The sequence below is a fragment of the Streptomyces sp. NPDC046203 genome, from assembly GCF_040646255.1.
Lineage (GTDB): Bacteria > Actinomycetota > Actinomycetes > Streptomycetales > Streptomycetaceae > Streptomyces.
Genome location: NZ_JBEYZX010000007.1, coordinates 121,447 through 134,678 on the forward strand (window position 1 = coordinate 121,447; position 13,232 = coordinate 134,678).

Here is a 13,232-nt window from a genome sequence, read left to right on the forward strand (position 1 = left end):
GGAGGCGGGCCCGTGCCGGGTGGTCCGGGGGCCGGAGGCAGGGCTGGGGCCCGTGCCGGGCCCGGGGGATCAGCGGGCGAGGACCGATTCGGCGACGAGGCGTTCGATGACCAGGGCCACGCCGTCCTCGTTGTTGCCCGCGGTGACGCCGGTGGCGGCGGCGACGGCGTCGGGATGGGCGTTGCCCATGGCGTAGGAACGCCCCGCCCAGCCGAGCATCTCGATGTCGTTGGGCATATCGCCGAAGGCCACGACCTCCTCGGGCGTGATCCCGCGCTCGGCGCAGCACCGGGCGAGGGTGGAGGCCTTGGAGACACCGAGGCCGCTGATCTCCAGGAGCGCGGTGGGGCTGGAGCGGGTGAAGGAGGCGAGCGCGCCGGCGGCCTCGCGGGCGGTGCCGAGGAAGGCGTCGGGGTCGAGGTCCGGGTGCTGGGCGAGCAGCTTGAGGACGGGGTCGCCGGTGCCGGGGGCGTCCTCGAACAGGAGCTTCTCGGCGTCGGCGACGGTGGCGCCCGGGTCGAGGAAGAACGGCGGGTAGTCCGGCTCGTAGTGGATGCCGGTCGTCATCTCGACGGCGAAGGTGGTGCCGGGGACGGTGGTCCGCAGCGCCTTGACGATGTCCAGAGCGGTGGGCCGCATCAACGGGCGCACGTCCAGAAACGTTTTTCCACGGTGCAGGTCGACCACCGCGGCGCCGTTGGCGCAGATGGCGAGGCCGTGACCGTGGACGTGGTCGCTGACGACGTCCATCCAGCGGGCCGGGCGGCCGGTGACGAAGAAGACCTCGATACCCGCCTGCTCGGCGGCCGCGAGGGCCGCGACGGTGCGCGCCGAGACGGTCTTGTCGTCCCGCAGCAGAGTGCCGTCGAGATCGGTGGCGATCAGGCGGACGGACCGGTTCTCGGGGTGCGCGGAGTCAGAGGGAGTCACCGCTTCATTGTTCCGCACAACGCGCACGTGCGTGCGGAAGCCCGCACATTTGAGTACGGGAGCGGGCCGGAGCCCGGCGGTTTCCGGCCAGTCGGCGCCCTGGGGGACAAGGGGCGGGTGCCGACGGGCCGGGGATCGTGCGCCGGGGCGGTCGGGTCAGCCGAGCTGGGCGAGGGCCTCGGTGGCGATCTGCTCGAAAACGTCCTGGTCGGCGGCGAAGACGGAGTCGGCGACCGGCCAGTGGATCACGATCTCGGTGAAGCCCAGCTCCCGGTGACGGCCGGCGAAGTCGACGAAGGCGTCGAGGGACTCCAGGGGCGCGTTCCGGTCCGGGGTGAAGCCGTGGAGAAGGATCCTGTCCATTTCCGAGACGTCCCGGCCGACCTCGGCACAGGCCTTTTCCAGCTTCTCGCCCTGGATGGCGAGCGCTTCCCGCGACTGCTCGGGGGTGCCGTTCTCGTACAGCTTCGGGTCGCCGGTCGTCAGCCACGCCTGACCGTGGCGGGCGGCGAGCAGCAGCCCGCGCGGGCCGGTCGCGGCGACCGCGAACGGCAGCCGGGGGCGCTGGGCGCAGCCGGGGATGTTGCGGGCCTCGTGAGCCGAGTAGAAGGCGCCCGGCTCGGTCACCGCGTCCTCGGTGAGCAGCCGGTCGAGCAGCGGGACGAACTCGGCGAGGCGGTCCGCCCGCTCCCTCGGCGTCCAGGGCTCCTGGCCGAGCGCGGTGGCGTCGAAGCCGTTGCCGCCCGCGCCGATGCCGAGGGTGATCCGGCCACCGGAGATGTCGTCGAGCGTGATCAGCTCCTTGGCGAGGGTCACCGGGTGCCGGAAGTTCGGCGAGGTGACCATGGTGCCCAGACGCAGCCGGTCCGTCGCGGTCGCGGCGGCGGTGAGAGTCGGCAGCGCGCCGAACCAGGGGCCGTCGCGGAAGGTCCGCCAGGACAGGTGGTCATAGGTGTACGCGGCGTGGAAACCGAGCTCCTCGGCCCGCTGCCAGGTGGCGCGGCCCCCCTCGGCCCATCGTCGGGTGGGGAGGATCAGGGTGCTCAGGCGCAGGTTCATGCATCGAGCCTACGTCGGGCGCGCCGGAGACGAGGCGGCCGCTCCGGGCCTGGTCAGGACCGTGGAGGGGCTGGGGCGGGAGTGCGGCGGGACCACGTCGGGGCTCCCAGGAAGGGCGGCGGCCGGGCGCGGTGACGGCGGTCACCGGGGCGAGAGGGACCACGCCGGTCTCGGTGCCGTGGATCAGGCGAAGCGGATGTACCGCGGGGGTACGGCGGTGGTGAGCCAGACGCCGTTCGCGCTGACGTGGAAGACGTGGCCGTCCCGGTGCATCGCGCCGGCGTCGACGGCGAGGACCACGGGGCGCCCGCGGCGGGCGCCGACCCGGGTGGCCGTCTCGCGGTCTCGGGAGAGGTGCACATGGTGGCGGGCCATGGAGCGCAGCCCTTCTTCCCGGATCGCGGGCAGCCGGGTGGCGACCGTGCCGTGGTAGAGGTACGCGGGCGGTTCGGCGGGCGGCAGGTCCAGGTCGACCGGGACGGTGTGGCCCTGGGCGGCGCGGATACGGGTGCCTTCGACGGTGAAGCGCTTCTTGTCGTTGGCGGCGACCACGTGGTCGAGTTCGGCGCGGGTGATCGGGAAGCCGTGTGCGGCGGCGGCGCGCAGGAGGGTGTCGATCTCGGTCCAGCCGTGTGGGTCGAGGACGAGTCCGAGGCGGTCGGGTTGGTGGCGCAGATGTTTGGAGAGGTATTTCGACACTCTCACCACGCGTTTCTCGTCCTTCACGAATTCATTGAATCCCCAGGTTTGATCCACAGGCAAGTTGATTTATCCACAGGCTAGTTGGCGATTCTGTGGACAACCCGGCCGCACTTTCAGTCTATTTGGGGGATTTCGTTGCCCTTTGCCCGAGTTGAGGTGAGTGCATCCAATGTCCGTGTCTGGACTTCCCGTTCGGCGGCGGCCGTGATGAACGCCGACACGTTCCGCTCGCCAACGAGCTCCCGCACGGCCCGGATCGTCTCGGCGGGCAGGGTCACCGCGCGCGGCTCGCGGCCGCCGGGCACCGGGGCGTCCGGGGAGAGATGGAACTGGAGGTGGGCCGTGGCGAACAGGCGCATCGCGCGTGCCAGTTCGGCGTCCACGGTCTGCTGGGCGAGCGGCCGCAGCCGTCGGACCAGGGTCGCGGCCTCGGTCGCGTCCGCGTCCGTCGGCGGACGGTGTTCCAGATAGCGCGCGAAGACGTGCTCGCTCGTGAACTCCAGGAAACGGGCGGCGATGTGCTCGACCTGGCCGCGAAGTTCCCGCAGATGCCCGGTGATCGCCCCGAGCGGCACCCCCGCGGCGTACAACTCGGCGGCCACCGCCAGCTCCTGGGGGCTCGGAACCAGGTACTCCTCGCTCTCCCGGCCCGTCACGCGCTCCAGGACACCCAGCTCGATGGCCTCCTGGACCGCGTCCTCGTCCGGCTCGCCGCCGAACCGCGCGTCCAGCTCGGCGCGCGAGATCCGGTCGGCCTCCTCGTCCGTCCACGGCCCGTCGACCTCGGCGACCAGCCCGAGGACCCCGCCCAGACCGCGCCCGGCGTCCCACGCCTCCAGGAGTTCCTTGATGGAGGCGAGGGTGTAGCCGCGGTCGAGCAGATCCGCGATCTGCCGGAGCCGGGCGAGATGCGTCTCGCCGTAGACGTTCGACCGGCCGCGGCGCTCGGGACGGGGCAGCAGGCCCCGGTCCTGGTAGGCGCGGATGGTGCGCACGGTGGCCCCGCTGCGATGGGCCAGATCCTCGATCCGGTACTCCGGGGGTACCGACTGCTCCGACACATCCGCTCCCACCGACCGATCCTTCCACCCGATGGTACGACCCGCCCCCGGACCTCCGTCCGGACGTACGGACGTACGGAGGCCCGGACGTACGGACGGCTTGCCGGGGCGGGTCCCCCGACGGCTCCGCGCCGCCGGGGGCGCGGAACCGCGTCTACGCCGGCGGCTGCCAGCGCGCGAACGCCCGCAACACCCCCGGCGAGAGCCGGGACAGCGCGTGCGCGCCCCGCGCCTCGGGGGTCACCGGCACCACGGCCCGGTCGTGCAGTACCGCGCCCAGGATCGCCTCCGCGACCTTCTCCGGCGGGTAGTTGCGCAGCCCGTACAGCCGCGACGCGTTCTTCTGGCGCCGCTTCTCCTCCGCCGCGTCCGTCACGCCCGCGAACCGGGCGGTGGAGGTGATGGCGGTGTTCACGATGCCGGGGCAGATGGCCGAGACCCCGATGCCCCGCTCGGCGAGTTCGGCCCGCAGGCACTCGCTCAGCATCAGCACCGCCGCCTTCGAGGTGCTGTACGCGGGCAGCGCGCGGGACGGCTGGAAGGCCGCGGCGGACGCCGTGTTGACGATGTGGCCGCCCTGTCCGCGCTCGGCCATCCGCTCCCCGAAGAACCGGCAGCCGTGGATCACGCCCCACAGATTGACGTCGAGGACCCGCTGCCACTCCTCGCTCGTGGTGTCGAAGAAGGAGCCGGTGAGGCCGATGCCCGCGTTGTTGACGAGCACGTCGACCACGCCGTACTCCTCGGTCACCCGCGCGGCCAGCTTCTCCATCGCCTGCTCGTCGGCCACGTCGACGGTCTCGCCCCAGGCCGCGGGCGCCCCGATGAGCCGGGACATCTCTGCCGTACGGGCCGCGCCCTCGGCGTCCCGGTCCACCGCGATCACCCGCGCGCCCGCCTCGGCGAAGGCGAACGCGGTGGCCCGGCCGATGCCACTCGCGGCACCGGTCACCAGGACCAGCTGGCCGCCGAACCGCTCCGCGTACACGGGCCGGGTCCGGCGCTTCGCCGCGGGCTTCGGGGCCGCTGCCGCCGGTTCCTCGTGCCGGTCGACGAACTCGGTGATCCAGGCGGCCAGCTGGTCGGGCCGGGTGCGCAGCACCCAGTGCTTGACCGGCAGGGTGCGCCGGGTCAGGTCCGGCACCCAGTCGCCCAGGTCGTCGTAGAGCCGCTCGGAGAGGAACGCGTCACCGGTCGGCGTGATCAGCTGGACGGGCGCGTGGGCGTACGCGTCGGGGCGCGGGCGGGTGAGCCGGGAGCGCACGTTGTCGCGGTAGAGCCAGGCGCCGTTGGCCGCGTCCGACCGCAGCGACGCGGTCGGGTAGCCGCCCGCCGGGATACCCTCCATCCGCTCCAGGAGTGCCGGCCAGTGCTTGCCGAGCGGTCCGCGCCAGGCCAGTTCGGGCAGCTTCGGGGTGTGCAGCGCGTACACGTACCAGGACTTGGCGCCCTGGCCGAGCAGCTGGCCCAGCCGGCGCGGGGTGGGCCGGGTCATCCGCTTCTTGATCCAGTGCCCGAAGTGGTCGAGCGAAGGGCCGGACATCGAGGTGAAGGACGCGATCCGGCCCTCGGTCCGTGCCACCGTCACGAACTCCCAGGACTGCACCGAACCCCAGTCGTGGCCGACCAGATGGACCGGCCGGTCCGGGCTGACCGCGTCCGCGACGGCCAGGAAGTCGTCCGTCAGCTTCTCCAGGGTGAAGCCGCCGCGCAGCGGGCGCGGCGCCGTCGAACGGCCGTGGCCCCGGACGTCGTACAGCACCACGTGGAAGCGCTCGGCGAGCCGCGCCGCGACCTCGGACCACACCTCCTTGGAGTCCGGGAAGCCGTGGACGAGCAGGACCGTCGGCCGGCTCGTGTCGCCCAGCTCCGCCACGCACAGCTCGATCCCGCCCGTACGGACCCGGCGCTCGCGCGCCCCGCTCAGCCCGGTGTCGGCCGTCATCGGACCTCCCCTTCCCGTTCCTCGTCCACTGTCGTCACTCGTGTCGTACGGCTTGCCCGTGGCGCCCGTGGCGCCCGTGGCGGCGGTGTCGGTCGTGTCGCTCATGCCGCCGTCTCGTTCCAGCGGCGTACGTGCGGCAGGTCGTCGTCCAGCCAGAACGCGCTCTCCTCGGGGTCCCGGGAGTCGGTGACCACCAGGATCTCCTCGAACTTCGCGCCCGTGCCCCGGAATCCGAGGTGCGGTTCGACCGCCCAGAGGCCCGGCTTGGGCGGGTGATCGGAGAACTTGTACGGCGACCACAGCGGCGACCAGCCGTCCCGGTGGCCGTGCAGCGCGTCGCTCGCCAGGCCCTTCAGGGACTGGGTGCCGAAGCCGAACAGCGTGGGCGCCCAGCGCCGTTCGCGCACCCGGTCGACCTTGTGGGCGATGACCCCGAAGGGATAGGCGCGGTGCCGGTTCTCGTACCCCTGGCGGACCATGAGGCGGTCCACGTCCTCGTAGATCTCCCGCAGGGGGCGGCGCTCGCGCACCTCGCGGAGGATCAGGGTGCGGTGCTCCGCCAGATCGGCGAGCAGCTTGTCGTGGAGGGGGTCGAGCCCGAGACAGCCGGAGTAGCCGATGTCCGCCGTGTAACCCCGGTACACCGGGGCCATGTCGAGGATGAACGGCATCCCCGCCTCCAGGCGGCGGTCGGTGGGGAAGAACTGGAGCGGGATCTTGAAGCCGGCGAAGGCCGTGCGGTCGCCGAACCAGGCGAACGGCCGGTGGAACCAGTCCTTCACCCCGCGCTCGTACAGCCACTCGCGCTGCATCCGCGCCGCCTCGCGCTCGGTCACCCCCGGCTTCAGCTGGGCCGCGACCGCCTCCGCGCACGCGTACGCGAGCCGCTGCGTCTCCCTGAACCCCCGCAGCTCCGCGTCGAGTTCACGCGCCGCCACCGTGCCCGAACCCGTCCCCGGCCCCGGCCTCGTTCCCGTGCCACCCGCCGTACCCGTCGATGCCATGCCACCACCCCGCCCGTCCCGCTCAGCGCCGGCTGCGCTACGTAGCCGTAACTTGACACTGATGAATGTGACAATGGTCGGCGGCTGCGTCAAGGGGTGTGCGCGAGCCTGTGGACAACGCACCCAGGCCGCCGGCCGGCTCACCCGCCCCCGGCCCCGGCCCCGGCCGAGATCCGCCGTACGCCCCCCGGGACTTGTCCCTCCTCAGTCCGCCGGACGGCCCCTAAGGCCCCGTACACCTGGAGGCGGAGACGGATCGGACCGCTGGTCTGACGACGGCCGTGACGCACGCCACTACCGTCGATTCCGTGACTGTGATCGCGACCGAAAGCCTCAGCAAGCGGTTCCCCCGGGTGACCGCTCTCGACCGGCTCTCCCTGGACATCGGGCCCGGTGTGACCGGACTGGTGGGCGCCAACGGAGCCGGCAAGTCCACGATGATCAAGATCCTGCTCGGTCTGTCCCCGGCCACGGAGGGCCGCGCCGAAGTCCTCGGGCTCGACGTCGCCACCGAGGGCGGCCGGATCCGCGAGCAGGTCGGCTACATGCCGGAACACGACTGCCTGCCGCCCGACGTCTCGGCCACCGAGTTCGTCGTCCACATGGCGCGGATGTCGGGCCTGCCCGCGACCGCCGCCCGCGAGCGGACCGCCGACACCCTGCGCCACGTCGGCCTGTACGAGGAGCGCTACCGCCCGATGGGCGGCTACTCGACCGGCATGAAGCAGCGGGTGAAGCTGGCCCAGGCCCTCGTCCACGACCCGCGCCTCGTGCTGCTCGACGAGCCGACCAACGGCCTCGACCCGGTCGGCCGCGACGAGATGCTCGGTCTGATCCGGCGGGTGTGGACGGACTTCGGGATCTCGGTCCTCGTCACCTCGCATCTGCTCGGCGAACTGGAGCGGACCTGCGACCACGTCGTCGTCATCGACGGCGGCCGGCTCCTGCGCTCCAGTTCCACCAGCGACTTCACCCGCACCACCGCCACCCTCGCGGTCGAGGTCACCGACTCCGACGCGCACCCGGACGGCACGGAGGCCCTGCGCGCCGCGCTCACCGCCGCCGGAGTCACCCTCCACGCGGGCGTGGAGGACGGATTGCCGGGCGCGGGGCACATCCTGCTCCTGGACGCGCCCGGCGAGGAGACGTACGACCTGGTCCGCGACACCGTCGCCGGCCTCGGGCTCGGCCTGGTCCGCATGGAACAGCGCCGCCACCACATCGCCGAGGTCTTCACCTCCGCCGACCAAGCCCAGGCCCAGGCGCAGCCGCAGCCGCACGGGCAGGACCCGCAGAACCAGAAGGAGGTGCCGACGCGATGACGACATCCCCGATGTCCCCTGCCCCTGCCCCCGGCCCCGCCCCGGCGGGCGCCCCCGGCGGCTCCGGCCCCGAGGCCACCCGTATCCACAACATCGGATACCGCGGCTACGACGGCCCCCGCCTCGGCCGCGCCGCCGCCCGCCAGGCGCTGTTCTCGCAGTCGCTGCGCGGCGCGTACGGACTGGGCCGCAGCGCCAAGTCCAAGGTGCTGCCGATGCTGCTGGCCGGCGTGATGTGCATGCCCGCGCTGATCGTCGTGGCGGTCGCGGTGTTCACCAAGGCGTCGAAGCTGAACGTCGGTTACACCGAGTACGCGGTGTACCTCCAGATGGTCATCGGCATCTTCGTGGCCGCCCAGGCCCCGCAGTCCGTCTCCCGCGATCTGCGGTTCCGTACCGTGCCGCTGTACTTCGCCCGCCCGATCGAGCGCGTCGACTACGTCCTCGCCAAGTTCGGCGCGATGGCCTCGGCGCTGTTCGTCCTCACCGCCTCGCCCCTCCTGATCATGTGGATCGGATCGCTGCTCGCCAAGATGGATTTCGCCACGCAGACGAAGATGTTCGGTGAGGGCCTCGCGTCGGTGGCCCTGCTGTCGCTGCTCTTCGGCGGCATCGGCCTCGTCATGGCCGCCCTCACCCCGCGCCGCGGGTTCGGCGTCGCCGCCGTCATCGCCACGCTGGTGATCTCGTACGGGGCGGTCTCCACGCTCCAGGGCATCGCCTACGGCACCGACAACCCGGGCGTCATCAAGTGGATCGGCCTCTTCTCGCCGATCACCCTCATCGACGGGGTGAGTTCGGCCTTCCTGGGCGGGACCTCGGCGTTCCCCGGCCGTGACGCCGCGGCGCCGGGCGCCGGGGCGGGCGTGGTCTATCTGCTGGTCGTCCTCGCCCTGATCGCCGGTTCGTACGGGGTGCTGATGCGCCGCTACCGGAAGGTCGGCCTGTGACCGCCCCCGGCCCCCGCACCCACGTCAGCCCCGGTCCCGGCGCCCGCTCCCTCTTCAGCCCCGGTACCCGCCCCCTTCACCAGAACGGGCCGCGCTCATGAGCGTTCTCACCATCGACCATGTCTCCCGCTGGTTCGGCAACGTCGTGGCCGTCAACGACGTCACCATGACCATCGGCCCGGGTGTCACCGGCCTGCTCGGCCCCAACGGCGCCGGGAAGTCCACCCTCATCAACATGATGGGCGGCTTCCTCGCCCCCTCCGCCGGCAGCGTCACCCTCGACGGGACGACGATCTGGCGCAACGAGTCCGTCTACCGCTCGATCGGCATCGTCCCCGAACGGGAGGCCATGTACGACTTCCTCACCGGGCGCGAGTTCGTCGTCGCCAACGCCGAACTGCAGGGCCTCGGCGACGAGGAGGCGCGGCGGGCGCTGGCCACGGTGGAAATGGAATATGCCCAGGATCGCAAGATCTCCACGTACAGCAAGGGCATGCGGCAGCGCGTGAAGATGGCCTCGGCCCTCGTCCACGAGCCGTCCGTGCTGCTGCTCGACGAGCCGTTCAACGGCATGGACCCGCGCCAGCGCATGCAGCTGATGGAGCTGCTGCGCCGGATGGGGGCCGAGGGCCGTACGGTCCTGTTCTCCTCGCACATCCTGGAGGAGGTCGAACAGCTCGCCTCGCACATCGAGGTGATCGTGGCCGGACGGCACGCCGCCTCCGGCGACTTCCGGCGCATCCGCCGGCTGATGACCGACCGGCCGCACCGCTATCTGGTGCGCTCCAGCGACGACCGGGCGCTGGCCGCCGCGCTGATCGCCGACCCGTCGACGGCCGGGATCGAGGTCGACCACGCGGACGGCGGAGGACTGCGGATCCAGGCCGTGGACTTCGGCCGGTTCACCGAACTGCTGCCGCAAGTCGCCCGCGAGCGCGGCATCCGGCTGCTGACGGTCTCGCCCTCGGACGAGTCCCTCGAATCCGTCTTCTCGTATCTCGTAGCGGCCTGAAAGGAGCCCGACTCCCATGTACAACCCCACCGTCGCCCGGCTCACCTACCGGGCCCTGCTCGGCCGCAAGCGGGCGCTGATCCTCTTCGCGCTGCCCGCGATGCTGATCCTGATCGCCGTCGCGGTCCGGATGTTCAACGGTGCCGACGACCAGGTCGCCGCCGACGTCCTCGGCGGGTTCGCGCTCGCCACGATGGTGCCGCTGATCGGCGTGATCGCCGGAACCGGCGCGATCGGACCGGAGATCGACGACGGCTCGATCGTCTATCTGCTGGCCAAGCCGGTGAAGCGGCCGGTGATCGTCTTCACCAAGCTGATCGTCGCCATCGCCGTGACCATGGTCTTCTCGGCCCTGCCGACGTTCATCGCCGGATACATCCTGAACGGCAACGGACAGCAGGTCGCCGTCGCCTACACCGTCGCCGCCCTCGTCGCGTCCATCGCGTACAGCGCGCTCTTCCTGCTGCTCGGCACGGTCAGCCGGCACGCCGTCGTGATCGGTCTGGTCTACGCCCTGGTGTGGGAGGCCCTGTTCGGCTCGCTGATCGCGGGCGCCCGTACCCTCAGCGTCCAGCAGTGGGCGCTCGCGCTGGCCGAGAAGGTCACCGGGGACGGCCTCGTCAGCTCCGAGGTCGGACTGCCGACGGCCGTGGTGCTGCTGGCCGTCGTGACGGTCGTGGCGACCTGGTTCGCGGGGTACAAGCTGCGGACGATGAGCGTGGCGGGCGAGGAGTAGGCGTACGGACCGTACGGAGCGTACGGAGCGTACGGACGTCTCCACGCGCGCGTAGAAGTACGCGTAGCGGTACGCGTACGGGTCATGGGTCCGAGTCACGGGTCCACGCACGCGTACGGGGTACGCGAACGGGCTCCGGGCGCCGTCTCCTTCGAGGAGGCGCGCCCGGAGCCCGTAGTGCTTCTCTTGCTTCAAGGGCCTTTCGGGACCAGGGTTCTTACGCTGTACGAGCCCGCTTCTACACCGTACGATCGCGGGCCGCGAGCAGCCCCACCACCAGCGCCGCCGCGCACACGCCGAGGACCGTGACGATCGGTGCCGTCCAGGAGCCGGTCGCCTGGTGCAGGGTGCCGGCGGCCAGCGGGCCGAAGGCGGCGAGGAGATAGCCGACGGTCTGGGCCATGCCGGAGAGCCGGGCGGCCGTCATCGCGTCGCCCGAGCGCAGCACGATCAGGGTGAGCGCGAGGCCCACCGCCCCGCCCTGGCCGATGCCGAGGGCGGCCGACCACAGCCAGGCACCCTCGACCGGGGCCACCATCAGGCCCACGTACCCGGCCGCGACCATCGAGGTGACGAGCGCGATCAGTGGGCGCTGGCTGCGCATCCGGCCGGCCAGCAGGGGGACGGCGAAGGCGCCCGCGACCTGGACCAGGTTGTTGAAGGCGAAGACGACACCGGCGGTCGACCGGTCCATGCCGTGGTCGGTGAAGATCGTCGGCATCCAGGCGATCAGCACGTACGTCCACAGCGACTGGAAGCCCATGAACAGGGTCACCTGCCAGGCGAGCGGCGAGCGCCACACCGAGCGGCGCTCCAGGGCGTGCGCCACCGTCTCCGGCGCCACCGCCGTACCCGTCCCCGTACCCGTCCCCGTGCCCGTTCCCGCGCCCACGCGCGTGTGCGTCTGGAGCGGGGCCCGGCGTATCAGGAGCTGGGGCAGCCAGGCGAGGGCCGCGACGCACGCGAGCACCGACCAGGAGGCCAGGGAGCCGCGCCAGCCGCCGAGGGCCCGCTCCAGCGGGACGGAAGCGGCCGCGCCGAGGGTGGCGCCCGCGATCATCGCGCCCGTGTAGACGGAGGTCATGGCCGCGGCCCGGTCGGGGAAGTCCCGCTTGACCAGGCCGGGCATCAGGACGTTCAGCAGGGCGATCGCGGTGCCGACGAGGACGCCGCCGCCGAAGAGCGCGGCCGTCGACGGCAGGACGCGGACGACGACCCCCGCGGCGAGCAGCAGCAGGGCCGTGAACAGCACCCGTTCGGCGCCGTAGCGCCGGCCGAGCCAGGGCGCGACGACGGCGCCGGCGCCCAGGAAGAGCACGGGCACCGAGGTCACCAGGGAGCCGGTCGCCGACGACAGCCCGTACTCCTGCGCCAGTTCGCTCACCAGGGGCGAGACGCTCGACAGGGCGGCCCGCATGTTGAGCGAGGCCAGCACGATGGCGAGGAGGAGCAGCGCCGGGTGGGCGAGCCGGGAGCGGCCCGGCCCCGGCGCGGCGGCTGTACCGGTGGTCGCCCCGGCGGACGTCTCGATGGCCGTCTCGGTGGTGGACCGTACCGAGGACCGTTCGGCGCCTCCCGTACTCACGGCCGTCGTTCCGGAAGTCCCGTCCGTCACCGGGACACCTCCGGCCCCGCCGCACCGTCCGTGCCGCCCGCACCGCCCGTGCTCCCGACGGTGCCGCCCGCACCGTCCGTACCGCCGGGGGCGCCGCACGCGGGGTCCGTACCGCCGTCGTTCCCGCCCCGGTCCGTGCCGTCGTCGCCTCCGCCCGCCCCCGCGAGCAGCAGGTTCGTCTCCATCGGCAGCCGCAGCAGCTCGCGGGCGCCCGCCGACGCGGCCTCCGCGTCCCCCCGCTCGATGGCCACGACCACGGCCTCGTGCGCGTCGATGTCCACCGGCGGCATCGCGCGGTCGCCGAGGGCGCTGCTCAGCACCTCGTGCACCTGGGTGGAGAAGAAGCGGTACACCTCGCGGAAGGCCGTGTTGTGGGTGGCCTCGACGACCGCGAGATGGAAGGCGAGGTCGGCGTCCGCGTTGCGGTCGCCCTCCTCGCGCAGGGTGGTCAGGGCCGCCCGCAGCCGCAGCAGGTCGTGGGTGTCGCGCCGGACCGCGGCGAGCCGGGCAGCCTCGGCCTCCAGGGCGGCGCGCAGTTCCAGGACGTCGCGTGCGCCCGCGCGCCGTACGCCGTTGAGGACGGCGGCCGGGTCGGCGGTGGACCTGACGAATGTGCCGTTGCCCTGCCGGGACTCCAGGAGTCCCGCGTGGACCAGCACGCGGACCGCCTCGCGGACGGTGTTGCGGCCGACCCCGAGGAGCTGCGCCAGTTCGTGTTCGGTGGGGATGCGGTCGCCGACCGACCACTCGCCCTGGGCGAGCTGGGCGCGCAGCTGTCCGACCACCGAGTCCACCAGCGAGGTCCGCCCCGCCGCCTTCAATGCCATCGCCGTCCTCCGCGGTCCGTCGGCTTCGTTTCCCGCACCCGTCATTCGCCCGGTTGCCCAGTCATCCTA

Annotated in this window: 11 protein-coding genes and 1 pseudogene; 4 read left to right on the forward strand and 8 right to left on the reverse strand. The window is 72.4% G+C overall.

What is annotated here, in order from left to right:
- Positions 1–69: 69 nt before the first annotated feature.
- The 6 genes from ABZ990_RS08475 to ABZ990_RS08500 all read right to left on the reverse strand — a co-directional run bounded on the left by ABZ990_RS08475 (position 70) and on the right by ABZ990_RS08500 (position 6,701).
- The gene (locus ABZ990_RS08475; protein WP_361227288.1) at positions 70–930 is read right to left on the reverse strand and encodes a Cof-type HAD-IIB family hydrolase; all 861 of its coding nucleotides are present in this window, start codon (positions 928–930) and stop codon (positions 70–72) included.
- A gap of 156 nt (positions 931–1,086) precedes the next feature.
- Positions 1,087–1,989: an LLM class flavin-dependent oxidoreductase gene (locus tag ABZ990_RS08480; RefSeq protein ID WP_361227291.1), complete on the reverse strand. Its 903-nt coding sequence runs from the start codon at positions 1,987–1,989 to the stop codon at positions 1,087–1,089.
- A gap of 183 nt (positions 1,990–2,172) precedes the next feature.
- Complete coding sequence (locus ABZ990_RS08485; RefSeq protein WP_361227294.1) at positions 2,173–2,715, reverse strand: RNA 2'-phosphotransferase; 543 nt, start codon at positions 2,713–2,715, stop codon at positions 2,173–2,175.
- Positions 2,716–2,804: 89 nt separating this feature from the next.
- Complete coding sequence (locus ABZ990_RS08490; protein ID WP_361227551.1) at positions 2,805–3,752, reverse strand: MerR family transcriptional regulator; 948 nt, start codon at positions 3,750–3,752, stop codon at positions 2,805–2,807.
- Positions 3,753–3,906: 154 nt separating this feature from the next.
- A complete protein-coding gene (locus ABZ990_RS08495) occupies positions 3,907–5,697 on the reverse strand; it encodes an SDR family oxidoreductase (RefSeq protein ID WP_361227553.1) in 1,791 nt (596 codons plus the stop codon).
- Positions 5,698–5,798: 101 nt separating this feature from the next.
- Complete coding sequence (locus ABZ990_RS08500; RefSeq protein WP_361227297.1) at positions 5,799–6,701, reverse strand: M24 family metallopeptidase; 903 nt, start codon at positions 6,699–6,701, stop codon at positions 5,799–5,801.
- Positions 6,702–7,015: 314 nt separating this feature from the next.
- Here ABZ990_RS08500 and ABZ990_RS08505 point away from each other — a divergent pair, with 314 nt between their 5' ends.
- The 4 genes from ABZ990_RS08505 to ABZ990_RS08520 all read left to right on the forward strand — a co-directional run bounded on the left by ABZ990_RS08505 (position 7,016) and on the right by ABZ990_RS08520 (position 10,721).
- A complete protein-coding gene (locus ABZ990_RS08505) occupies positions 7,016–8,023 on the forward strand; it encodes an ABC transporter ATP-binding protein (protein ID WP_361227555.1) in 1,008 nt (335 codons plus the stop codon).
- An 11-nt stretch (positions 8,024–8,034) separates the two neighbouring features.
- Complete coding sequence (locus tag ABZ990_RS08510) at positions 8,035–8,973, forward strand: ABC transporter permease (protein WP_361227557.1); 939 nt, start codon at positions 8,035–8,037, stop codon at positions 8,971–8,973.
- Positions 8,974–9,070: 97 nt separating this feature from the next.
- Entirely contained in the window at positions 9,071–9,985 is a 915-nt protein-coding gene (locus tag ABZ990_RS08515) for an ABC transporter ATP-binding protein (protein ID WP_361227300.1), read from the forward strand.
- Positions 9,986–10,001: 16 nt separating this feature from the next.
- Positions 10,002–10,721, forward strand: coding sequence for an ABC transporter permease subunit (locus ABZ990_RS08520; protein ID WP_361227303.1), 720 nt, complete (start codon positions 10,002–10,004; stop codon positions 10,719–10,721).
- Positions 10,722–10,959: 238 nt separating this feature from the next.
- Here the strand turns inward: ABZ990_RS08520 and ABZ990_RS08525 are convergent, their stop codons facing one another.
- Positions 10,960–12,252, reverse strand: a complete 1,293-nt coding sequence (locus ABZ990_RS08525; RefSeq protein ID WP_361227559.1) for an MFS transporter — start codon at positions 12,250–12,252, stop codon at positions 10,960–10,962.
- Positions 12,253–12,530: 278 nt separating this feature from the next.
- Positions 12,531–13,163 (reverse strand): annotated as a pseudogene (locus ABZ990_RS08530) (FCD domain-containing protein); the annotation flags it as partial.
- Between the last annotated feature and the right edge of the window lie 69 nt (positions 13,164–13,232).